The sequence below is a fragment of the Microbulbifer sp. ABE4_465 genome, assembly GCF_056160765.1.
On record NZ_JBSWXV010000005.1, the window covers coordinates 1 to 22,122 of the forward strand.

At 57.1% G+C, this 22,122-nt stretch carries 20 protein-coding genes; 12 read left to right on the forward strand and 8 right to left on the reverse strand.

All coding sequences use genetic code 11. The features are described from left to right. Positions 1-125 precede the first annotated feature (125 nt). From ubiG to murQ, 4 genes are all read left to right on the forward strand, one after another. On the forward strand, positions 126-830 hold the full coding sequence (ubiG, locus tag ACXAG1_RS09900; RefSeq protein ID WP_475092671.1) for a bifunctional 2-polyprenyl-6-hydroxyphenol methylase/3-demethylubiquinol 3-O-methyltransferase UbiG: 705 nt from the start codon (positions 126-128) through the stop codon (positions 828-830). Between the two features lie 18 nt (positions 831-848). Then, a complete protein-coding gene (locus ACXAG1_RS09905; RefSeq protein ID WP_475119629.1) occupies positions 849-1,514 on the forward strand; it encodes an HAD family hydrolase in 666 nt (221 codons plus the stop codon). A gap of 53 nt (positions 1,515-1,567) precedes the next feature. After that, positions 1,568-2,323, forward strand: coding sequence for a YciK family oxidoreductase (locus ACXAG1_RS09910; RefSeq protein WP_475092669.1), 756 nt, complete (start codon positions 1,568-1,570; stop codon positions 2,321-2,323). 146 nt (positions 2,324-2,469) lie between these two features. Next, a complete protein-coding gene (murQ, locus tag ACXAG1_RS09915; protein WP_475119630.1) occupies positions 2,470-3,453 on the forward strand; it encodes an N-acetylmuramic acid 6-phosphate etherase in 984 nt (327 codons plus the stop codon). 120 nt (positions 3,454-3,573) lie between these two features. Here the strand turns inward: murQ and ACXAG1_RS09920 are convergent, their stop codons facing one another. Next, positions 3,574-3,909 (reverse strand): hypothetical protein, encoded by a 336-nt coding sequence (locus ACXAG1_RS09920; protein ID WP_475119631.1) that lies wholly within the window; start codon positions 3,907-3,909, stop codon positions 3,574-3,576. 174 nt (positions 3,910-4,083) lie between these two features. On the opposite strand from ACXAG1_RS09920, the gene ACXAG1_RS09925 reads away from it, so the two are divergent. From ACXAG1_RS09925 to ACXAG1_RS09940, 4 genes are all read left to right on the forward strand, one after another. Further along, positions 4,084-4,554: a hypothetical protein gene (locus ACXAG1_RS09925; protein ID WP_475119632.1), complete on the forward strand. Its 471-nt coding sequence runs from the start codon at positions 4,084-4,086 to the stop codon at positions 4,552-4,554. Positions 4,555-4,921: 367 nt separating this feature from the next. Then, complete coding sequence (locus ACXAG1_RS09930; RefSeq protein ID WP_475092665.1) at positions 4,922-6,073, forward strand: sigma-70 family RNA polymerase sigma factor; 1,152 nt, start codon at positions 4,922-4,924, stop codon at positions 6,071-6,073. 117 nt (positions 6,074-6,190) lie between these two features. Further along, positions 6,191-6,814 carry an acyloxyacyl hydrolase gene (locus ACXAG1_RS09935; protein WP_475119633.1) on the forward strand — a complete coding sequence of 208 codons (624 nt, stop codon included), beginning with the start codon at positions 6,191-6,193 and terminating at the stop codon, positions 6,812-6,814. Positions 6,815-7,023: 209 nt separating this feature from the next. Next, entirely contained in the window at positions 7,024-8,073 is a 1,050-nt protein-coding gene (locus ACXAG1_RS09940) for a glycosyltransferase family 4 protein (protein WP_475092663.1), read from the forward strand. A 5-nt stretch (positions 8,074-8,078) separates the two neighbouring features. On the opposite strand, the gene ACXAG1_RS09945 is transcribed toward ACXAG1_RS09940, so the two are convergent. Beyond that, positions 8,079-9,230, reverse strand: a complete 1,152-nt coding sequence (locus ACXAG1_RS09945; protein WP_475119634.1) for a glycosyltransferase — start codon at positions 9,228-9,230, stop codon at positions 8,079-8,081. Between the two features lie 237 nt (positions 9,231-9,467). On the opposite strand from ACXAG1_RS09945, the gene ACXAG1_RS09950 reads away from it, so the two are divergent. Beyond that, complete coding sequence (locus tag ACXAG1_RS09950) at positions 9,468-10,415, forward strand: TraB/GumN family protein (RefSeq protein WP_475092661.1); 948 nt, start codon at positions 9,468-9,470, stop codon at positions 10,413-10,415. A 320-nt stretch (positions 10,416-10,735) separates the two neighbouring features. Then, positions 10,736-11,989: an OprO/OprP family phosphate-selective porin gene (locus tag ACXAG1_RS09955; RefSeq protein WP_475119635.1), complete on the forward strand. Its 1,254-nt coding sequence runs from the start codon at positions 10,736-10,738 to the stop codon at positions 11,987-11,989. Positions 11,990-12,076: 87 nt separating this feature from the next. On the opposite strand, the gene ACXAG1_RS09960 is transcribed toward ACXAG1_RS09955, so the two are convergent. Next, the gene (locus ACXAG1_RS09960; RefSeq protein WP_475092659.1) at positions 12,077-15,667 is read right to left on the reverse strand and encodes an indolepyruvate ferredoxin oxidoreductase family protein; all 3,591 of its coding nucleotides are present in this window, start codon (positions 15,665-15,667) and stop codon (positions 12,077-12,079) included. Between the two features lie 267 nt (positions 15,668-15,934). Here ACXAG1_RS09960 and ACXAG1_RS09965 point away from each other — a divergent pair, with 267 nt between their 5' ends. Further along, complete coding sequence (locus ACXAG1_RS09965) at positions 15,935-16,405, forward strand: Lrp/AsnC family transcriptional regulator (RefSeq protein WP_010131435.1); 471 nt, start codon at positions 15,935-15,937, stop codon at positions 16,403-16,405. A gap of 132 nt (positions 16,406-16,537) precedes the next feature. Here the strand turns inward: ACXAG1_RS09965 and ACXAG1_RS09970 are convergent, their stop codons facing one another. Both ACXAG1_RS09970 and ACXAG1_RS09975 read right to left on the reverse strand, forming a co-directional pair. Further along, positions 16,538-17,047, reverse strand: coding sequence for a shikimate kinase (locus tag ACXAG1_RS09970; RefSeq protein ID WP_475119636.1), 510 nt, complete (start codon positions 17,045-17,047; stop codon positions 16,538-16,540). Positions 17,048-17,070: 23 nt separating this feature from the next. Next, positions 17,071-17,793 carry an acyltransferase gene (locus ACXAG1_RS09975; protein WP_475092657.1) on the reverse strand — a complete coding sequence of 241 codons (723 nt, stop codon included), beginning with the start codon at positions 17,791-17,793 and terminating at the stop codon, positions 17,071-17,073. A 216-nt stretch (positions 17,794-18,009) separates the two neighbouring features. On the opposite strand from ACXAG1_RS09975, the gene ACXAG1_RS09980 reads away from it, so the two are divergent. Continuing rightward, entirely contained in the window at positions 18,010-18,639 is a 630-nt protein-coding gene (locus ACXAG1_RS09980) for a class I SAM-dependent methyltransferase (protein WP_475092656.1), read from the forward strand. Here ACXAG1_RS09980 and ACXAG1_RS09985 read toward each other — a convergent pair. From ACXAG1_RS09985 to ACXAG1_RS09995, 3 genes are read right to left on the reverse strand one after another with little or no spacing between them, the layout of a single operon-like run. After that, on the reverse strand, positions 18,568-19,743 hold the full coding sequence (locus ACXAG1_RS09985; protein WP_475119637.1) for a prenyltransferase/squalene oxidase repeat-containing protein: 1,176 nt from the start codon (positions 19,741-19,743) through the stop codon (positions 18,568-18,570). The two genes, ACXAG1_RS09980 and ACXAG1_RS09985, sit on opposite strands and share 72 nt — an antisense overlap. Then, positions 19,740-20,516 carry a class I SAM-dependent methyltransferase gene (locus tag ACXAG1_RS09990; protein ID WP_475119638.1) on the reverse strand — a complete coding sequence of 259 codons (777 nt, stop codon included), beginning with the start codon at positions 20,514-20,516 and terminating at the stop codon, positions 19,740-19,742. The genes ACXAG1_RS09985 and ACXAG1_RS09990 overlap by 4 nt, the downstream gene beginning before the upstream one ends. Next, a complete protein-coding gene (locus ACXAG1_RS09995) occupies positions 20,516-21,922 on the reverse strand; it encodes a glycosyltransferase family 4 protein (protein WP_475092653.1) in 1,407 nt (468 codons plus the stop codon). The genes ACXAG1_RS09990 and ACXAG1_RS09995 overlap by 1 nt, the downstream gene beginning before the upstream one ends. Positions 21,923-22,122: the final 200 nt, after the last annotated feature.

Here is a 22,122-nt window from a genome sequence, read left to right on the forward strand (position 1 = left end):
TCTGCGGCCTGGACGGCCGCAGACGAGCCCCCAGGGATGGGTTTACGGCGTGTCCCGCGAGAAGCCACCGCCAGCACGGCCGCCACAGGGCCATCTAAAAGCATCAACATGGCAACCCATATCTGATGATCAACGTAGATCCGGCGGAAATCGCCAAATTTGAACAACTGGCCAGCCGCTGGTGGGACCAGCAGGGTGAATTCAAACCCCTGCACGAGATCAATCCCCTGCGCGCCAATTACATCGACCAGCGCGCCCCCGTCGCCAGCAAGAAGCTACTCGACGTAGGCTGTGGCGGCGGCATTCTCACCGAAGCCATGGCACAGCGCGGCGCCGATGTCACCGGCATCGACCTCGGCGAAGCACCGCTCAATGTAGCCAAACTGCACGCCCTGGAATCCGGCGTAAAAATCGATTACCAACGCATCCCCGTGGAAGAGCTCGCCGAAAAGCAGCCCGGTAACTTCGACATCGTCACCTGCCTGGAAATGCTCGAGCATGTACCGGATCCGTCTTCCGTGATCCGTGCCTGCGCCAAGCTCGTCAAACCCGGCGGCCATGTATTCTTCTCCACCATCAACCGCACCCCCAAGGGCTGGCTGTTTGCCGTAGTGGGAGCCGAATACGTCTTGCGCATGCTTCCCAAAGGCACCCACGAATACGGCAAATTTATCCGCCCGTCGGAGCTGGGGCGCTGGGTACGGGAAGCAGACCTGCAAACCCGCGACATCACCGGTATGACCTACAATCCCCTCACCAAACAGTACAAACTGAATCCGAGGGACGTCGACGTCAACTACCTGATGCACGCCATTCGCCCCGCCGAATAAATCCAGAATTACCCGACTATGAAAGCTGTACTCTTTGATCTCGACGGCACCCTGTTCGACACCGCTCCAGATTTTGTGGTGGTGCTCAACCAATTGCGCGAACAGGAAAAACTGCCGCCTCTGGCAGACGCCACCATTCGCGAAGTGGTCTCCAATGGCGCCCGCGCCATGGTGCATCTGGGTTTTGGCGTCGACGAAGGGCAACCCGGGTTCGACATGCTGCGCCAACGCCTGCTGGACCTGTACCTGATGCACCTGGCCAAACATACCGTACCCTTTCCGGGCATTGAAAAACTGCTCAATCAACTGGCGGAAAACGGTATCGCCTGGGGCGTGGTGACCAATAAACCCTCGGCCTACACCATTCCCCTGATGCAAGCCTTCGCGCACCTCCCTACCCCCGGAGCCATCATCTGCCCCGACGACGTTACCCATCGCAAGCCCGATCCCGAGCCCATTCTGCTCGCCTGCAGCCGCATCGGCTGTGATCCCTCGGAAGCGATTTACGTCGGTGATCACGAGCGCGACATCATGGCTGGCCGCGCCGCCGGAATGCCCACCATCGCCTGCAGCTATGGCTATATCGACACCGGTGATGACCCGGAAAACTGGCAGGCAGACCACCTGATCCACCACGCGGAAGAGATCTGGCCGCTGCTGCAAAAACACTACCTGAACCCATAGTTGCACTGCGCAATTTCCACAAAAATACGCGATCAACGAGTCTGCATACTGCAATGTCCGAAATCATTTCCAACTACCAGGCACCTGCCAACCTGCTCAAAGAAAAAATTATTCTGGTCACCGGCGCTGGCGACGGCATCGGTCGTGTTGCCGCCAAAACCTTCGCTGCCCACGGTGCCACGGTCATTCTGCTTGGCCGCACTGTACCCAAGCTGGAAGCGGTCTATGACGAAATCGAAGCCGCGGGCGGCGCCAAGCCGGCAATTTTGCCGGTGGATCTTTCCGAAGTACGCTGGGAAGAGCTGGAATACCTGGCCCAGGGCGTAGACCAGGAATTCGGTCGTTTAGATGGCCTGCTGCACAACGCCGGCGTACTCGGCCAGCGCACCCCCATGGCCAACTACCACTATGCGACCTGGCAACAGGTGATGCAGATCAACGTGAATGCCGCGTTCGGATTGACCAAGGCAATGCTGCCGCTACTGGAAGAATCCAAGGCGGGATCGGTAATCTTTACCGGTTCCGGTGTAGGCCTGAAAGGTCGCGCCTACTGGGGCGCTTACGCGGTTTCCAAATTCGCGACCGAAGGCATGATGCAGACCCTGGCGGATGAAGTGGACGGTGTTTCCAATATCCGGGTCAACAGTATCAACCCGGGCGCCACCCGCACCAATATGCGTGCCGCAGCCTACCCGGCGGAAGACCCGGCCTCGGTGACCACACCGGAAGACATCATGCCTACCTATCTGTACCTGATGGGTGACGACAGCGTTGGCGTAAACGGCAAGCAGTTCAACGCTCAGGGTTGATCCCCTCCTTCCCCAGTCAATTCGAAAGATCCGGGCTGCAGTGGTGCACTGCAGCCCGGGTGATTACACTTTCCCCAATCTCGACCAACACGCATTTCAGGTCGACCGCCAGGTTCCGGGCATAAATCAATCGCCGGCGAGGGGATATGACCGACCACAGCTCCAAATCGATCGCCAGTTCAGGCGCCAGCGCTGCACCCAATCGCACTAGCGACACTCAAAAAGAGGATCTGGGCGTACTTACCAGTGAGTCCCGCAATCCGGACACTCAGGACATCGATCTGCTCCCCACCTACGGGATTCTCGAGAAGATCAACGACGCTGACAGCGGTGTCCCCGGCGTGGTGCGGCAAGTACTGCCGGAGATCGCGGAGGCGGTGGATAAAGCGGTAGAGGCCTTCAAGGCCGGCGGCCGCCTGATCTATATGGGTGCCGGCACCAGCGGGCGTATCGGCCTGCTGGACGCAGTGGAATGTCCTCCAACCTATGGCGTTCCAGAAGGGATGGTGGTGCCACTGATCGCCGGCGGTGAACAGGCGGTACACCGCGCTCAGGAAGGTGCGGAAGACAACCCCGCCCTGGGTGAACAAGACCTCCGCAGCATCAAGCTGACCAGCAAGGACATGGTGGTAGGGATTGCGGCCAGCGGGCGCACGCCCTATGTCACCGGCGGGTTGCGCTACGCGCGCAGCCTCGGTTGCACAACGGTAGCCCTTGCCTGCAACAAATCCGCAGCCATTGCCAAAGAAGCGGACATCGCCATTCTGCCAGAGGTGGGACCGGAAGTATTAACCGGCTCCACGCGCATGAAAGCCGGCACCGCACAGAAACTGGTGCTGAATATGCTTACCACCGCCAGCATGATTCGCATCGGCAAGAGCTTTTACAACCTGATGGTGGATGTGAAAGCCACCAACCAGAAACTGGTGGACCGCACTCGGCGAATTGTTGTCGAGGCCACCGGTGTGAGCTACGCGGAAGCCGATGAGGTGCTGATACGCTGCGATCACAACGCCAAGCTGGCCATCATGATGATACTGAGTGGACTCGAGCGCGCGGAAGCGGAACACGCATTGGAAAGAGCCGACGGCTTCCTGCGCCTGGCACTGCAGAACCTGCAGCAGCACTAATCAGAACGATGAATTACCACAAAAAAATACCCGGGTCGCGAAAAGGATAACTCCTCCCGCGACTCGGGTATTGTTCAATGACTGCAGTAAACGATAGCGAGAAGTAAACTTTAGCGAGCGTTACTCTTCGCTGTGATCAATTTCCTCAACCAGCTCTTCCGCTTCGTCGGCCATCTCGTGCACTGCCTCTGACGTTTCATCCAGAGCGTGGCCCATGGCTTCTGGTACGTCGGCAAATACATCCCCTTCTGCAGAGGCCATCATATCGCCTGCGGCCTCAAGAGAGTCGTCTGCTGCCGCCTCTGCTTCTGCTACGGCGGATTCGACTTCGTCAACGATTAGCTCTTCCTCGACAACAACCTCTTCCGCCTGCGGCGCAGTCGTTTCGAGGTTGGTGTAATAGAAATAACCACCGACGGCGGCAATGGCAATTGCGGGAATCAACAGCTTTTTCATATTCGGCTACACCCCTGAGTGTTGTTTATGATGTTTTATGATTTTTGTATGCTTACGCCTCGAATATTCTTCCACGGCGTGCCAATCGGAAATGTGACAGGCAACTCAAATTACATTGTGTGGCGTGCACGAGTGGTGCAATATTCAACAGACCCAACGAACGGACCTGACATTATGCGAAAAATAGGCGCTACCTCTTTGCCCTATCCCAAACCTTTTCTGGCACCTCTGTTTCTTCTGCTCGCTATCGCTTCCTTTTTGTCGCCCACCACCAGCGCCGAAACCCTGGAAGACGCCCTGCGCCGCTGCACTGAATTCAGCGATGACCAAAAACGACTCGCGTGCTTTGACAAGGCTGCCGGCAATCTCAAGGCACGTGCCGAGCTGCGCTTTGGCCACGAAGGAAAAGATGCCGTTGAAGACGCGCCGGAATCCATCTCGGCCACGATTACCAGCGCAGTGGAAGGCGCCCACGGGAAATACACTTTCACGCTGGATAACGGCCAGGTGTGGCGGCAAACCGGTAGTGGCCGCGCCATCTGGCGCGACGGCGAGCAGATCACGCTGGAGCGTGGAGCCCTGGGCTCCTTCTTTATGCGCAAGGCAACGGGCGGCCGCTCGCTGCGGGTCAAGCGCATCAGATAGTCGTCTACGTCGGTAAAACCGCACCGTCAGGTGCGGTTATAACCGGACCAAATAAGCCAGCACCGGTTAACTGAGAACACCTCTAAAGGTTATTTTCCGGCAAAAAGCGGTGAAATCCCGGAAATCTGCGGGGTTCTACCGCTAAATACCAATCCCACTCCTCCTCCTCAAGTCATCAGTACCCGCGGGTCCCGATTTTTGCGGCGCCAGTTTCCACAGGCCCTACGCAGTCATCTATAGTCAATTGGTCCGCATGGCAATTTCTGCGCCATGCCGCGATCCTGCGAAAGGATGACGCCGGTAGTTTTACGGCAGCAGCGTGGTCCACAAGGTAAAACTGCGCTGCCTCAGCATAAGGTTCAGACTTTTGTCCCGAGTAAATATTGAAACAAGGGATGACCAGTGGCTGAAGGAAAATAGCAACAACGCAACCGGGAGCAGCTTCCAACAGGAAGACCCGGATCCATCCATGCAACCCCGCGCGGAGGCAATCGAAGAAGACTCAGGCTCAGAAGACTCCCTTGGCGATAACGTCGGCACGCCGATGCAGAATTACCTCAAGCATCTCTATCGGCTTGACCTGTTGACCCCGGAAGACGAACACACCACCACCTGCCTACTGCGGGAGCTGGAGGAAAAAATTATCGCGCTACTGCAAAAACGCGGCGTGACACTGGTGGACTTGCGCAGTGAAGGAGTTGAGCAACGTGGGAGTACCGGGGCCTACGATCACGGATTGATTATTGCCAAAGCTGACGACCTGTTAGCGAGCGGTAATATCTCCCAGCGCGACCGCAGTGCCCTGCAAAACCTGATGAAAAAATTCAAGGCGCAGCGCAAAAAGCTCATTCAGTGCAATCTGCGACTGGTCATTGCCATCGCCAAGCGTTTTCGCAATCCTTCGGTGCCGTTTATCGACCTGATTCAGGAAGGCAACGTTGGCCTGATGAAGGCGATTGAGCGCTTTAAACCCCAGATGGGTTACCGCTTTTCCACCTACGCCTATTGGTGGATTCAGCAGGAAATCCAGCTGACCCTGCGACGCAACGATGACATGGTACGCCAGCCCGCCAATGTGCAGGACGATTTGCGCAATATTTACCGGGCAATAAACCAGGTGCGCTCAGAAGGGCTACCGGCCTCCGATGAAAATGTGGCGAAACAGACGGGGCTCGACCTGGAGCGCGTGCAGAGCCTGCTTAAGTTACCCGGCCCAACCGGCTCTCTGGATGATCCGATTTCCGACGACCAGAACAGCACGCGGCTGGACTATGCCCCCGCGGGAGATATGTTCAATACCGACGAGCTGGTTTCCAATCAGGAACTGGCCCAGCGTCTGCGGGACGCGGTTGCCAAGCTGCCACCACGCCAGCGCACCGTTCTCAGCTTGCGCTACGGACTCATCTCGGACCGGGACTGCTCATTCCGGGTCATTGGTGAGCAACTAGGCCTTAGTCAGGAGCGAGCACGGCAGTTACATTCCGATGCACTGCGACAACTGAAGCGTCAGTGGCGCTAAGGTTGCGGCCATTTCTGTAACAACAGGGCCCCGGAAACGGGGCGCCTGCTTGCCTTCATTTCGTTTCCGGCTAACCTTGTAATACTGCCTCTAACAGCGATAACCGGCGACTACATCATGCCCTACTCTTTCGTGTCGGCCCCTGTGCCCACACCATCACTCTCCTATTGGAAAAAAGCTGTTGCACTGGTGGCAACCGGTGTTTACCTGGCCCTGACTTCAGCGACAACCTACGCCGGTGCAGTGTGGCGCGAAGGCGCTCAGGAGCTGATACTGAGCGGCGGTAAGGGCCTCGGCAGTGCGCTGATCCAGCAGAAGTCGATCGCGGGCTCCGACATGGTCGGCGTGAACTGGTCTTATCAGTTTTATGACTACCCGAGTAACCATCACTTTCAGTGGTGGGCTCAGGTCAGCTATAGCCATATGTGGATTGACTACCGGGGCGAAGACCAGAAGCAGCAGATCTGGGAATTAAAGCCGGTGCTCCGCTGGTACCCACAGCAAGAAGCAAAAGGGATTTTCGGTGAAGTGGGTGTCGGGGCTGCCTACCTTACCGAGCGGAGCTTCGGCGCCATCGACCTGTCAACTAACTTGAATTTCTCCCTACATTTTGCAGGTGGCTACACCCTGGAAAACGGGCACACGGTGTCACTGCGTTACAGCCATTTTTCCAATGGCTATACCAACTCCCCAAACCCGGGATTCGACTTTGCTTCACTGAACTGGCACACCAAGTTCTAAAGAATTTTGGTCACTTTTCAACCAACACAAAACAAACCGTAACATTTACATCAAAATTCTGTCACACCCCTGGGGGACAATAACGCCATTCCTGAACCGTGCACGATGCACGGTCAGTCTGGCGCCGTACCGATACCGCATTAACATGCCTATCCTGCCTGAGAACCAATAAACCAAATACGGCGCAGCGACATCGGACGTGTAGCCGTATGATTCAAACCATCTGCCACCTGATCGCCAGCCGTGAACACGGCGGTATGGAAAAGCATGTCGCCGACCTGTCCCGCTGGCAGGCGCGCAATACCGATGCGCAGGTTGCGGTAATTGCCCACCCCAGATATCTCCAGACCCTGGATGAGCGTATTCAGTTTATTCCGCTGAATACCGACCGCAGCCGCCATCACCCGAACCTGGTTTGGCGCCTGGCCAACCTGATTCGCAAAGGTGAATACCAGATTGTCCACGGCCACGGCTCGAAATCTGCACAGTTGCTCGCCGCGGTTCAACCCTATACGGAAACCCACCAGGTCATCACCCGGCACAATGTGCGGCACCCGCGAGACAAGCTCGCCAGCGCATTCGACGCGCGCATAGCGATTAGCGAAAATACGGTCGCCAATTCGAAACTGGATTGGCACATCATCCCCAACGGTGTGGATCTCCCAGTGGCCAGTAACGCGCCCTCTGCCGCGCTGTCACTCGGCGCCGAGCAACCCACAATCCTGGTCGCCAGCCGACTGATCAAGGCCCGTGCGGTCGACAAACTGATCGACGCGGTTTCGTCGCTGCCTGGTGTGCGTCTGATGGTATTGGGAGAAGGTCCGGAGAAAGAAAACCTGCAGCAGCAGGTAAAAAGTCTGAGCGCGATAAGGCCGGACTCAGCAGACCTGGAAAGCCGCGTAGAGTTTTTCTCCGGCAACGGGGTGGTATCCCATTTTATGGAAGCAGCCGATCTGGTGGTAATCCCTGCCGAAGCGGAAGGTACACCCTACACGCTGATTGAGGCATTGCTGCATCGAAAGCCGGTACTCGCCAATCGCGCGGGCAATGCGATCGACTATCTGCCCGAGGAATACCTTCTGAACTCAACAGAACCTGAACATCTCGCCGAAAAAATCCACAGCGCCCTGCACAGGGCCCAACTTGGCAGTGACTTTGAGCCTCTGTATGGGCGCGCAGCAGACAGCTTCACACTAGACTCCATGGCCAAGGCAACCTGGCAGGTTTACACCCGCCTGCTGCCGGAAGCCACTATCTGAAAGCGCTAGTCCACTACCAACGGCTGTGCAGACTCCGCAGTAAACTCACCAAACCACTGAACCGCTTGCGCGGTGGTTTCCGCAAGGCTGAAACCGGCAAAGTTGACCGGCTGCGCCGTATCCAGAATGGCTTCACAGGTTTGAGCCAGCTTTCCGAGCTCCGAGCCGGTGTCTGCCGACTCGGATGCACCCCTCACGACGCCTTGCGGAAAACAATGCTCCAGTAATTCCAACCCAGGGCCGCCGGTCGCAACGGCGGGGCAACCCATTGCCAGAGCCTCGGAAATCACTCGCCCATCGGTAAGCGCCGGGGCAGCCAGATCAAACGTGATCCGCGCACTGGCGTATAGTTCTCGCATATCCCTGCGCGCCCCGAGAAACAAAACATGTTCAGCCAGCCCCATGGATTCGGCGCGCTGCTCTAACCCCCGGGCAAATTTTTCCTGCCCGGGAACCACTTCTCCGACAACCAGGCCAAACAGGTCCTCGCGCGATTTCTTCAGTTGCGCCAGCAGTTCCAGAAAACGCTCCTGCCCGCGCCCCGGGCCAATACTCCCAGGCAGCAGCAACCAGCTTCGCCCTTCGATCTGCGGGAAACTGTTCAGCAGGCGTTGCTGCCAATGCCCGGATACCGGTGCGCGCCGGTCCAGTTCTCGTGTGTTGACGCCCCGGTACAAAACCTGAATACCGGTCTTGGCGGTGCCATCCTCCAACACCGGCAGGGAAAAACGCTGGGACAATCGCTGGGCGAGATCCTTCGAAGACACCAATACCAGCTCACCGCGTGACACAGCACTGTTCATCCAGGCTCCGCTAAACAGGCCTCCAGCGGGCCAGCGCTGTAACGTCGTGACCAATCGCGGGCGCGCCACATCCGGCAACCTAGACCACACCTTCCACCCATGCCAGCTACACAGGGAATCGCGGCACAGAAGAACATCCGCAGACAGGGATTCAAGCTGATGTCGCAGCCGGCGATGGAGTCGACCGTTAATCAGCCCCCGGCGATCTATCGGCAACTCCAGATGCTGACAATTGTGCAGTGTCAGGCGAGAAACCAGATCACCACCTGCTGAGATCACTACAGACTCATGCCCCTGACGAGCCAGCTCCTGAGCAAACTCCAGTGTTTCCTGGGCCAGTTTGTCTCCGTCCATGGACGGCACCAATTGAACAATCCGCATGCTAATTCAGTCCTAAACGACTCCTGTCCTGTACTAAACATTGTACCGACAATTTCTGCGCCACAAGGCACATTTTTATATTCCCCGCATCGGTTCACAAATCCTGCGGAATCCGGTCACCTCCGATGCCTGAAAGAGGGTTATCATGACCTTCGGCAACCCTGTGGGTACCGCCAGATAATACGGACAGTCGTGAAAGGAAATACAAGAATGACCATTCTGAACGCAGCATTTTTCTCCACCGCGAACGCCATTGGTGCACGCCTATTTACGCACCGACTTGCCCGCTCCGTGGTTCTATTTACGGCTCTGTGTTTTGGCCTGAGCACCGCGCATGCAGCCAATGACCGCGGGCTGTTGCTAGAGGCAAAAAAGGGTGAGCAGCGCGTCTTTTTACTCGGTTCCATCCATCTCGCCGACAAGAGCTTTTACCCCCTGCGCGAACAGATTGAGCGCGCCTATTCCAGTAGTGATGCACTGGTGGTGGAGGCCGATATTCTGGCCATGGAATCTGACCCGGCACTGCAAATGAAAATCATGCAGGAATCCGTATACCCCGCCGGCCAACAACTGAAAGATCACATTTCACCTGCGGTATACCGTCAGCTGCAGGACTGGCTGAGCAAAAGACAGATTCCCGAGCAAAACTTCAGTCGACTGCGTCCGGCAATTGCCATGATCACACTCAGCATGGTCGAAATGCAGGCGCGGGGTCTCGACCCCAAAGCGGGTATCGACCGCCATTTTCTCACCCAGGCACACCGCAGTAATGGAACCATCCTCGAGCTGGAAAGCGTGCTCGGACAAATCGAGATGCTGAATAACCTCGACAACCCGGAGTTATATCTGCAGCAGACACTGGAGCAGGTTTCAGAGATGGACAGCTTTGTCCCGCGTATCACCAAGGCGTGGAAAAATGGCGACCAAAATGACATCTACGACCTGGTGATCCGTGAAAGCCTGGAGGAAAACCCGTCATATGCCCCACTTTTTGACAAGCTTTTCTATCAACGCAATCGCGATATGGCGGAAAAGATCCGCGACTTCAGCGCGAATCACAACACCCTGTTTGTGGTAGTTGGTGCCGGACATCTTGTGGGTGAAGGATCCGTTACAGAGCTACTGGAAAAGGCCGGCTATTCGATCGATCAGATCTAGTGCACCATAAGCTGCGAAACACCACCCACTCCCCGTGACCCCCTCAGAGCCCGGCGCCACACATCAATCGCCGGGCACTCCCGCCGCCAAAGCAATTAACCCGTAGCATTCTGCGCTTTCCGCTACCTTTCGGGCGTCACGCGCAAAGTACCCACACACTGGTGAACTATTATCCTTCTGCGAACCGGCGCTTTGGGATAAGCCTTTCATGGCTTTTCCTGACGACATTACAGAAACATTTCATTTCTACCCCCAATTATGTTTCCATGCGCCGCTATTTTTTCACCATCGCTTTTTCACTGTTGTGCTCAGGAGTCTCAATGAAAGCCTCAGTTACAGGGACGGTCAGCAAGGCTCTCGCCGTGGCCACTTACAGCCTGCTCTCCATCACCGCCGTCGCCGACGAGGCGGAAACCAAAGGCGGACTGAAAATTACTTCGGACGACGGCAATTTTTCTGCCTCGCTGGGGGGGCGCATCCACTTTGACACCTACCTTTTCGACACCGATATCGAAGATCCCGTAAGTACCACCGAATTTCGTCGCGCACGAATCACCCTGAAAGGCAGTATCTACGACTGGAAATATGTGCTGGAGCAGGACTTTGCCGCAGGCGACACGCACGCGGGCTTTCGCGACGTATTCATTGCCCATAAATTCCTGGATGGCGAGGTTCGCATCGGGCAGTTCAAGCCCTTCCGCTCCATGGCGGAAATGACCAGCTCCAATGAGATCACCATGCTGGAGCGCCCTTTCTCCAGCGCCACCGGCCTGTATGACGGTTACCAGTTCCAGCAGGGAATCGGTTGGACTGGCGTACTGGACTGCTTCACCCTCGGAATGATGGCCTTCAACCTTCGCGACGCTGCCGAATCTCGCAATGAAGGAGTCGGCGCCGCGGGACGACTGGCCTGGGCCCCAATCAATACCGACAATGCAGTATTCCACCTGGGCACCTCTATCAGTTTTGAAAATGCCAACCGTGACTCTGGTGATCTATACGCCGAAGCCGACTATGCGGGACGTCGTGGCCCATCGCAGCTTATGGCGCTGACACCCGGTGATCTGGGCGAGGACGCCTCCTATGCTGGCTTTGAAATCGCTGGCAGTTACGGACCGTTTTACCTCCAGGCGGAATACGCACTTGGGGAATTTGAGGCGGATTACTACCTGACAGAAATAGAATTTGAAGACGAGTTTGGCGCGCCACCACCCTTCTACTGCGACGCGATGTTTGGCTGTTATATCGACGATCAGTCCGTGCACACCTGGTATGTGCAGGGCAGCTGGATGATTACCGGTGAACACAAGCCTTACAGCAAAAAACGCGGCGCGTTCAATTCGGCCAAACCCTCCGGAGATGGCCTGTGGGGCGGAGCTTGGGAGCTGACCGCTCGCTATGACACCATGGAAAACCGCGACATTCACAGTCTCGAAGCCAGCAGTGCACAGATCGGCCTAAACTACTACGCCAATCGCAATGTGCGCGTGATGATGAATATGATCTTTGGTGACGATGATTTTACCGGCGATGGCACCAACCAGTTTGGCATACGTGTACAGATGGGATGGTAACCAGCTTTTCGAAGAGCCTGCAATCCTGCCGGGAGAAACAAAAAAGCGAGCTGTTTAGCTCGCTTTTTAGTTTGAACAACCTGAAACTTAACCGACCTGCTGTGCCTTGGCCGGATCAAATACTTCCACTTGTGATGTGCCCGGGGCTTCCGCCTTCGGATTATAGAAACGCTGCAATGCCTGATTGCGCGCCTGCTGCGCAAGCTGTACGTTCTCTTCCTTGATTACACCGTAACCACGAATCTGATCTGGATAGCTCAGCAGCTCTATCGCCGCCGCATGATTCTCAGCATTCAGTCGGCCAAGTACTTCGTCGACAATTTTTTCGTATTCGGTAATCAGGCCACGCTCCATCTTGCGTTCTGCGGTGTAACCGAAAATATCCAGCGCGCTACCGCGCAAGAATCGAAACTTTGCCAGCACACCAAACGCCTTGTGCATCCAGCCACCGAATTTGAGTTTGCGCGGGCGCCCGATATTTTTATCGAACGGGCTCAAAAGTGGTGGTGCCAGATTGAATTCCAGTTCGAAGTCTCCGGCAAAGTTCTCTTTCAGAGATTCGACAAAACGGCCATCAGAATACAGGCGAGCCACCTCGTACTCATCTTTGTAAGCAAGAAGCTTGGCGTAATTCCGAGCGACCACCTCGGCCAGAGCCTCACTGCCCGGCACCTTGAGAATCTCTGCGCCCTTTACCTTGTCGACGAGATTGCGGTAACGGCGAGCCAGCGCCGCACCCTGATAACCGGTCAGATGCCCCACCCGGTGGGCGACGATCGCTTCAAGTCCTTGCGGCAGAACAACCTCTTCCTCTTTCGACAGCAATTGATCCAGCGCCTTGCGATCTGCAGCCGCCAACCGGCCCGCCGCCAGCCCCTGCAGATTACTTTCTACCGCCACACCATTGAGGCGGATCGCTTCCCGAATGGCATCGAGCCCCAGCGGGATCAGACCTTTCTGCCAGGCAAAACCGAGCATGAAAATATTCGCCGCAAGAGTGTCTCCCAGTGCCGCCTTGGTGAGGGTGTGCCCCTCGACCACATCCAGTTCCAGCACGGCATCCTTGATGGTGTCCAGCACCGCCTGCGGTGAATGAATATCTTCACGCCCCAGAACCGATGCCGCCGTTGGGCTCAGGTGGGTATTCACCACCGCACGGCTGTGGGTCTCATCCAGTTTGGCGAGACTCGCGGAAAGGTTGCCCGCGGCAATCAGGTCACAGGCCATCAATGCATCTGCGCGGCCATCGGAAATACGCACGGCTTTCAGAGATTCCGGGCGATCTGCAAAGCGCACATGGGAATACACCGCCCCACCCTTTTGCGCGAGGCCGGTCTGATCCAGGGTACTGCAGGCTTTCTGTTCAATGTGCGCCGCCATGGCCAGAAGTGCACCGATGGTGACCACCCCGGTACCACCGACGCCGGTTACCAGCAGGTTGAACGGCTCACTCAGATCCGGCATCTGCGGGGCCGGCAATTTGTCCGCCGCCTGGCACAGAGCGTCACCGACGCCTGCACGCTTGTTCAGTTTTCCGCCCTTCACGGTCACGAACGACGGGCAGAAGCCGTTTACGCAGGACATGTCCTGATTACACGCGGTCTGATTGATCCGGCGTTTGTCGCCGAGCGCCGTGGTGACCTTCTCAACGGCAATACAGCTGGATTGCGTGACGCAGTCGCCGCAGCCTTCGCACACCAGCTCATTGATAAACGGGCGCCCTTCGGCCTTCGGCAAAAGTCCGCGCTTGCGCTTGCGGCGCAGCTCAGTGGCGCAGGTCTGATCGTAAATAATGACGGTACAGCCAGGCTCCTCGCGCAACTCTTTCATCACCGCAGGCATATGGTCCCGGTGGCGAACTTCCACTTCCGACGGGAAGCTCAGGGCACCCTTGTACTTGTCGGTGTCGTCCATCACCAACACCACTCGCTTGACCCCTTCCGCCAGTACCTGGCGACAGATCATATCCGGGTGCAGCTCACCATCGTGGGGCTGACCACCGGTCATCGCCACCGCATCGTTGAACAGAATCTTGTAGGTGATATTGACCTTGGCCGCGACGGACGCGCGAATGGCGAGAATTCCGGAATGGAAATAGGTACCGTCCCCGAGATTCACAAATACGTGAGGCTCGCTGGTAAACGCCGCCTGGCCGATCCAGTTGACACCTTCGGCGCCCATCTGGGTGAAGGTGTAGGTTTCACGATCCAGCCACTGGGCCATATAGTGGCAACCAATGCCCGCCAGGGCGCGACTGCCTTCGGGGACACGGGTGGAGCGGTTGTGAGGACAACCGGCACAGAACATGGGCAGACGCGCCACGCTGGAACCGGCCTGGGCTGAAATCCGCTCGGCCAGCGCATCCAGCCGCATCAGACGGTGCCTGGCGCGATCGTGCAGCCTGTCTTCCCCCAGCAGGTAACCGAGCACCTGCGCCACGACCGCTGGCGACAGTTCGCCGTACATGGGCAGCAGCGGCTTATCGTGCTCGTCCACCTTGCCGAGGATACGCGGGAAATGGGGGTCCCGCAGATGCACGTTGTACAGCTCCTCTTTCAGCTGTACTTCCATCAGGCTGCGCTTCTCTTCCAGCACCAGCAGAGAATCGAGGCCCCGGGCGAATTCCTGAATCCCCGGTACATCCAGGGGATAGGTCATACCCACTTTGAGAATTCGGATACCGAGATCGCGGGCGCGCGCCTCATCAATCCCCATATCCTCAAACGCCTGCATCAGATCCAGGTGCGCCTTACCCGCAGTGACGATGCCAAGGGTGGCATTGGGGTTGTCCAACACCAGCTTGTTGAGCTGGTTGGCGCGGGCAAAGGCCAGGGCCGCCGGGCGCTTGTAACGCCACAGGCGCTCCTCCTGCTCGAGAGGGTTATCCTGCTTGCGGATATTCAGCCCGCCCTCCGGGCGCTCGATCTCCGGGTATTCAAACGAGACTCCAGCCGGGTCCACATCCACGGTGGAGGCGCTGTCCATATTTTCCGCCAGCGTAATCATCGCCACCCAGCAACCGCTGAAGCGGGACAACTCCAGACCGTACAGCCCGTAGTCCAGTACCTCCTGTACCGTGGACGGGTTCAGTACCGGGATATGCATATCCACAAAAGCGAATTCGGACTGACCGGGGTACGAGGAGGACTTACAGCCATGGTCGTCACCGGCGATGATCAGTGCCCCGCCTTTCGGCGACGAGCCCGCCGCATTGGCGTGGCGGAAGGCATCGCAGGAGCGGTCGACGCCCGGGGTCTTGCCATACCAGATACCGCAGACACCATCGACTTCAGCCCCTTCAAACAGGCCCACCTGCTGCGAGCCCCACACAGAGGTCGCCGCAAGCTCTTCGTTGACACCGGGGGTAAAACGGATATTGAACTGATCGAGGAGTTTACTGGCACGAGCCAGTTGCTGGTCGTACCCACCCAGAGGGGAGCCGCGGTAGCCGGAAATAAACGTGGCGGTATTGAGACCCCGCGCCGCATCGATACGCATCTGGTCAATGGGCAGGCGCACCAGCGCCTGAATGCCCGATAACAGCACTCGCCCCTTGAGGGTGGTGTATCGGTCGTCGAGAGAGACGGCTTTCGCTGCCGTCGATTTGCCGCTGATCGCCTGATCCAGACCTTGCTGTTCCTCGGCCTGAGATCCGGCATTCACCTTCTGCTCGTTCATACGCCTACTTCTTCCCGCTGATCGTTGAAGCACCGTCTTGGACACGGGCTTCCGCTAATTATTGTGATTCGGGACGCGCATCGCCGAAATTGGCGCCAGATTGATCGGGCCGGGTCTGTGCCGGCCAGGGCTGCCAAAGATAGCGACGGCGTGGTCAGGTCATACTAGTGCTTAAAGCGCATTGAAACATTGCTTTATTTACACGTTTGCACGTAAAATTATGACAGCCATCTCGGCCAATAGTGAAACTGTAGGACAGGAGTTTATATGAAGCGCTCAACCGACCTGGATGATTTCGACCGCAAGATTCTGAGGGCGCTGCAGGAGAACGCCGATTATTCCATGGCTGAGCTGGGAGACAAAGTGGGTTTGTCCCATACACCTTGCTGGCGCCGCATCAAGCGCCTTGAGGCCGAAGGTATCATCCGTGGCCGCGTCACCCTCCTGGATCCGCGCAAACTTGACCTAGGGGTCACAGTATACTGCTACGTCACCATACACAACCACGATGAAGATTCTTTGAATAATTTCGAGTCGGCGGTGCAGGATGTGCAGGAAGTGGTGGAGTGCTATTCCACCAGTGGTGACAAGGACTATGTCCTGCGTGTGGTGGTGGACAGCGTTGAGCACTACGAGCAGCTGCTGAAGCGCTCGCTGGTGCATTTGCCGAATGTGGCATCGGTGAACTCTACCTTTGCGTTGAAGCAGGTCAAGTACACCACGCAGTTGCCGCTTTAAGCCGGCGCCGCAGAAGCTTCAATATCCGTCACGCCGGGCTCGACCCGGCATGGCGGCGATGGCGGCGATTACGGGAGAGGTACCTGCCCGCCCTGAATGGATTTCAGGCACCTACACGCAGCACCTACGCGCTTAACGGGCCTCCAGTCTGGTAATCACCTGCCCCAGCACCTGCTCCAGGTCCTGGCCATCGCAATCCACCACAATATCGGCGTAACGGCGATACAGCGCCTGACGCTCCTCAAACAGCGCTTCAAAACTCTGCCCCGGCGCCTTGGCGATACCGCGACTTTCATAGTTGTGAATGCGACGGCGAAGCTCATCTGCAGAGCAATCCAGGAAAACCGCGGGACCAAAGGAAAGCAGGTTGCGCATTCCCTCTTCGCTGTATACGGCGCTGCCGCCGGTGGCGATGACATGGTTGGGCAGCTCTGCTTCGGCGATGACCTCACCCTCGATACGACGCAGGTTCAGATAGTCGGTTTCGTTCATGATCTCCTGCAGGGTCTTATCCTCCCGCAGCTGAATCAAAACATCCGTATCCACAAAATCTTTCGCCAGCTCTTTCGCCAGCAACACACCCACCGTACTCTTGCCCGCCCCAGGCATCCCGATCAGTACCACACTGCCCTGTTTATGCATTGTTATTCGATATCCAAACTGCGTTAATCCCCGCGCCTCGGCCACAGCTGCGACCTCAGCCAACCCAACAGGCCATTGCCTGTGAGCAGCATTTTATCCAATTCGTCCAGATTGTGCGCCTGCCGGAAGCTATCCGCAAACAGCGCCTCCCGGGTAATCATCCGCCGGCGCGGATTGATCTGCTTGATCTCACGGGCCGGATTCCCAGCCACCACGGTATTCGCCGGTACATCTCTGGTGACAACGCTGCCCGCCCCGACAACCGAATTATCACCGATGGACACCCCTTTACAGATGATCGCGCTGTCGCCTATCCAGACATTGTTGCCAATGGCAACCGGTGCAGTGCAGCGAAACGGCCGGGTACGGTTATAGATCCCGTGCCAGTCGGAATCGGAAATATACACATTGGCGGCCAGCATGCAGGCATCACCGAGGGTGATGGATTCTCCCGCGGATATACGCACCCCCGGGGAAATCAGCACGTAGTCACCAATCGTGATATACGCATCACCACCGCGATGCCCCATGGCGGTAAAGCGAATGCAATTATCCGGTGTCGATATCAGGTGCGGAAAATCCCCCAGGCAAATGTTACTGCCAAACACTTTGACTGAAGCCGGGTGCATGATTTCAGGCTCGCAGCCGATGGCGTCAAACTGCGGCAAAAGGAAATGCCGACTGCGCCAATTGCGGAAATTGATCAGCGCGCGTTTGAGCCAGTATGGTCTATGATCTTTTCGCATTGTGCGCCTTTTATTTTCGGTATCAGGCTCGTGTCTACCCGCTCGCGATAAACAATCGCTGCCCTGCAACCGCCGGTACCGGGTTCTGCTTTTATTCTGAATTCCAGGCTTATAATTTCTGCCAGTAACACTGTCGCTCCCGCACATTGCCAAAGTGCGCTAATGCACGTAACGTCTCGCAAAACTTACGAACTACCGCACAGAGATTACCCTGCTATGGATACTGCCCTGCCGATGGAACTCCCCCTGGATATCACGACCGTGAAAGGCTTTCTCGCTGATGCCGAAGGCAAAGCGCTCTACCGGCTGGCAGCCGATGCCAGTGACCGCGGCCCCTGCCTGGAAGTGGGCAGCTATTGCGGAAAATCCACGATTTACCTGGGCAGTGCCTGCAAACTGATGGGCAATACCCTGTTTGCGGTGGACCACCACCGGGGGTCAGAAGAACATCAACCCGGTGAGGAGTACCACGACCGCGAACTGTTCGATGATCGCAGCCAGTTGATGGACAGTTTCCACACGTTTCGCACGAATATGCGCGCCGCACAACTGGAGGATCACGTGGTGCCGGTGGTCGCGCCAACGGCGGTCGCCGCGCGCCACTGGAATACTCCTCTGGGTCTCGTGTTTATCGACGGTGGCCACTCGCTGGAGGCAGCACTTACCGACTACCGCAGCTGGTCCCGACATATCGTCGCCGGCGGCTACCTGGCCATTCACGATATTTTTCCCAACCCGGAAGACGGTGGCCAGGCACCTTACGACATCTACAAATTAGCGCTGGCTTCCGGTCAGTTCGAATTGGTCGAGATGGTCGAGACACTCGGCATCCTGCGCCGCCTCTGAGACAGCCCCAACCAAGTTTACACTGGTAAACAGCCCGCTGGCCGGCGTCAAACCGGCCAGTGCATCCGCGGCCAGCAGCATGGCGCCCACTGTCCAGGTGGTTTTTTCTTCCGGCCATACAGCGCTGTCGCGGTATACATAGCCAGTCCAGTAGCCGCCATCGCTGTCCTGCCAGCGGTGCAAACCCCGATAAAGGGTGCGCGCCTTGACCGGCTCTCCGGCCGCCAGCAATGCCATGGTCAACTCACAGGACTCAGCCACAGTAACCCAGGGTTCGTCATTGACACAGCGACACCCCAGCCCCGCAACCACAAACTCTCCCCATTTTTTTTGCAGGCGTAATTTGGCCGCGTCTCCACTGACGGCACCCGTCAGCACCGGGTAAAACCAGTCCATCGAGAACCGGTCCTTGCTTTCCCAGGTGCGATCAAATCGATGGGGTTTCTCACGCAGTGCTGAACCCAACCGCACACGGGCATCCACCCACTCGGGTCTGGGTCGCCCCATAACTGCCGCGATATTTATTCCGCACTCAAGGCTTTTGAAGATAGACGCGCAGCCGGTAATCAGCGCGTCCTCCATTGGGGCTCCGTTTTTATCGACGGCCCACTGAATCTCACCATGGGGAGACTGGAGTTTCAGTACAAATTCCAGAGCAGCCTCGACCATCGGCCAGTGATGCTCAAGGAACGCCCGCTGCCCGCAGATCAGATAGTGCTGCCAAACACCGGTAGCCACGTAAGCAACAAAGTTAGACTCGCGTCGCTCGCCACTCTGACTGCTGGTATCGACCTCGCCATCGCGGTAAGCCGCCCACCAACTGCCATCCGGCAACTGCTTGCTCGCAAGCCAGTTGTAGGCCCGCTCCGCTGCGGCAAACTCGCCCGCAATACTGAGCCCCATGGCCGCTTCCACATGATCCCAAGGGTCGGCGTAATGCCCTTCAAACCAGGGGATACAGCCATCGGGCTGCTGCTGGGAAAGGATGTAGTCAGCGCTACTGCGCAGAAAGCCTTCTGGTATAAGTGGAAGCTCTTGACTCGCCAACGCCTTAGAGGCGTGCGTATCCCCGTCACGCTGCAGGGTTTCCATATATCGGCTCATGCAGCCTGCTCCTCTCGAGAGTCATCGGTGTTGGCTGTTGACAGTGCTGCATCTGCGCTTTCCGCCACGGAAGGCTTTACGAAATACAACGCAATACTCTTGCCCAGAAGAGGATTTAACAGGGTTTCCAGCCAGCGGGTTGTACGCGGACGCTCCATCATGTCCCATACCAGCATGCGGTGATACTGACGCACAACAGGGTTGTCGTCCTGCCCCCAGAAAAGGCATTTGAGCCACCAGTACGGAGCATGCAGCGCATGGGCTTTATGACGGGCAAAATACTTCAGGCCGAAGGCTTCAATGTCATGTCGTAACTTCTTCTCGCGGAAAATCCGGATATGCCCTCCTTCGACCTCGTGGTAGGCATCAGACAATTTCCAACACACCCACTCCGGAAAAAACGACGGCACCGTCGCGGCAAAAATGCCACAGGGCTTGAGCACGCGAAAAATCTCGCCGAGCACTCCCCGGTAATCCTCGATATGCTCCAGAACCTCCGAGCAAATCACCGCATCAAAGAAACCTGAGGGAAAAGGCAGCTGCAGGGCATTCCCCACGCACAGCTGCAAACGACCGGACTGCTGGCCGCCCTCGACAAACGGTTGCGCTCGCTCGGCGGCAGTGGCCAGATCATTCTCACTCAGATCTACACCAAAAATGTCCACGTTATCCGTGATCGCAAAATGGATCGCGTGGCGACCCTCACCACAGCCAAGATCCAGCACTCGCTGGCCGGATTTCAGGCTCAATAATTTAGGATCCACGGTAATCATCAGGCCGCCTCTCCGCGACGCGCTGCGCCTTCTGCGGCTTCCGCATCGGCGCAAGCGAGGTCGGTATTGCCAGCCTTTGCGCTGGTGGATACCACCGCAGCCGCCCTTCCCTCGCGCCCGGCACGAATACCCGTGCCGGCGAGAATCTCCCGGTAATAGGAAACCAGATGCCTGGCAGCTACCTGCCAGGAGAATTGCTCCTCAATCCGCCGGCGCCCGGCTTCACCCAGAGTCGCACGCAAATCCGGGCTTTGCAGCAATTGCTCGATAGCGCGCGCTAAGGCACCGCTGTCACCGGCCGGTACCACAATACCCGCGTCGCCAACTACTTCGGGCAGTGCGCCACCATCACTGGATATGACAGGGACACCACAGGCCATCGCCTCGCCGGCGGGTAAACCAAAGCCCTCGTACAGCGATGGGCAAACCACCATACCCGCAGATGCGTAGTGGTAAACCATTTCATCATTGGAAATGCCAGAGACAAATTGCACGCAGTCCTGCAACTTCAAGTCTTGCAGCAATTGCTCGGTGGCTCCACCCTCTTTCAATTTCCCGACCACCAGCAACGACAATTCGGGGTGGCGCGCACGCAGCAGTGCCATCGCCTGCAGCAGGAAGCGCAATCCTTTCAGCGGTTGGTCAGCAGAGGCGGTCGTCATAATACGCATCGGGTTTTGCGCTACACCTGGTTGCGGCGCGAATACGCTGGTATCGATACCGTTATAAATCAGTGTTAACTGCCCACGGCTGACCCCAAACTGAGACACAATATCATTCAGGGACTGTGTCGATACGGTGACAATGTGCCGCAGTTTGCGCGAGACCTTGATCTGCATACCGAGGAAACTGTGCCAGCGGCGCACCAGCAACCGGTAGAACCAGTCTGGTGCCGCATCCAACGCAAGCTGGCGGTCTCGGGTGATTGGATGGTGAATGGTGGCAACCACCGGCAAGCCGGCCTTTTCAATCTCAAGTAACCCGTAACAAAGGGACTGATTGTCGTGCACCACGTCGTAGCGCTCGCGGTGCCGACGCAGATACCGCGCCACACGACGACCGAAGGTGTAGGGCTCAACGAAACCACCGGTCAGTTTGCCGAACCATTCATAGAAATCGGCCCAACTCAGCAGGTGTTTGAGTTTCAGTGCGCGAGTGGGGTTGTCATGCTCGTAGAGATTGAGACCAGGCATTTTTATCAGGCGCACGCGCGAATCCAGTTCCGGATACGGCTGCCCCGAAATGACATCAACCTTGTGCCCCGCTTCAACAAGGGCCTTGCTCAGATAGTGGAGATAAACACCCTGACCACCACAGTGCGGATGGCTTCGGTACCCCAGTAAGCAGATATTCAGTGGCCGGGACTCGGCCGGTGGACCGTCTGTATGATTCTCCAAGGCGGTCATAATTTCCCCGTATTTATTGTTCTGGCTGGCGTCTGATCCGGTGCCAAGAAACGCGAAGAATACACTGGCAGGGATATGACCGCTAGACAGAATCCGTCCACCACCAGTGCAAGACTACTCAGGCTATCGGTAGTGAGAGCGATCCGCGAGAAGTGTCCGCTTTACTCTTTTTTTGCCAGCGCAGGTACGACAAAGCCCCG

What these genes read in the sequence shown, in the direction of transcription:
- ubiG (WP_475092671.1), top strand. Translation starts at nt 126, where the DNA reads ATGATCAACGTAGATCCGGCGGAAATCGCCAAATTTGAACAACTGGCC.
- ACXAG1_RS09905 (WP_475119629.1), top strand. Translation starts at nt 849, where the DNA reads ATGAAAGCTGTACTCTTTGATCTCGACGGCACCCTGTTCGACACCGCT.
- ACXAG1_RS09910 (WP_475092669.1), top strand. Translation starts at nt 1,568, where the DNA reads ATGTCCGAAATCATTTCCAACTACCAGGCACCTGCCAACCTGCTCAAA.
- murQ (WP_475119630.1), top strand. Translation starts at nt 2,470, where the DNA reads ATGACCGACCACAGCTCCAAATCGATCGCCAGTTCAGGCGCCAGCGCT.
- ACXAG1_RS09920 (WP_475119631.1), bottom strand. Translation starts at nt 3,909, where the DNA reads ATGAAAAAGCTGTTGATTCCCGCAATTGCCATTGCCGCCGTCGGTGGT.
- ACXAG1_RS09925 (WP_475119632.1), top strand. Translation starts at nt 4,084, where the DNA reads ATGCGAAAAATAGGCGCTACCTCTTTGCCCTATCCCAAACCTTTTCTG.
- ACXAG1_RS09935 (WP_475119633.1), top strand. Translation starts at nt 6,191, where the DNA reads ATGCCCTACTCTTTCGTGTCGGCCCCTGTGCCCACACCATCACTCTCC.
- ACXAG1_RS09940 (WP_475092663.1), top strand. Translation starts at nt 7,024, where the DNA reads ATGATTCAAACCATCTGCCACCTGATCGCCAGCCGTGAACACGGCGGT.
- ACXAG1_RS09945 (WP_475119634.1), bottom strand. Translation starts at nt 9,230, where the DNA reads ATGGACGGAGACAAACTGGCCCAGGAAACACTGGAGTTTGCTCAGGAG.
- ACXAG1_RS09950 (WP_475092661.1), top strand. Translation starts at nt 9,468, where the DNA reads ATGACCATTCTGAACGCAGCATTTTTCTCCACCGCGAACGCCATTGGT.
- ACXAG1_RS09955 (WP_475119635.1), top strand. Translation starts at nt 10,736, where the DNA reads ATGAAAGCCTCAGTTACAGGGACGGTCAGCAAGGCTCTCGCCGTGGCC.
- ACXAG1_RS09960 (WP_475092659.1), bottom strand. Translation starts at nt 15,667, where the DNA reads ATGAACGAGCAGAAGGTGAATGCCGGATCTCAGGCCGAGGAACAGCAA.
- ACXAG1_RS09965 (WP_010131435.1), top strand. Translation starts at nt 15,935, where the DNA reads ATGAAGCGCTCAACCGACCTGGATGATTTCGACCGCAAGATTCTGAGG.
- ACXAG1_RS09970 (WP_475119636.1), bottom strand. Translation starts at nt 17,047, where the DNA reads ATGCATAAACAGGGCAGTGTGGTACTGATCGGGATGCCTGGGGCGGGC.
- ACXAG1_RS09975 (WP_475092657.1), bottom strand. Translation starts at nt 17,793, where the DNA reads ATGCGAAAAGATCATAGACCATACTGGCTCAAACGCGCGCTGATCAAT.
- ACXAG1_RS09980 (WP_475092656.1), top strand. Translation starts at nt 18,010, where the DNA reads ATGGATACTGCCCTGCCGATGGAACTCCCCCTGGATATCACGACCGTG.
- ACXAG1_RS09985 (WP_475119637.1), bottom strand. Translation starts at nt 19,743, where the DNA reads ATGAGCCGATATATGGAAACCCTGCAGCGTGACGGGGATACGCACGCC.
- ACXAG1_RS09990 (WP_475119638.1), bottom strand. Translation starts at nt 20,516, where the DNA reads ATGATTACCGTGGATCCTAAATTATTGAGCCTGAAATCCGGCCAGCGA.
- ACXAG1_RS09995 (WP_475092653.1), bottom strand. Translation starts at nt 21,922, where the DNA reads ATGACCGCCTTGGAGAATCATACAGACGGTCCACCGGCCGAGTCCCGG.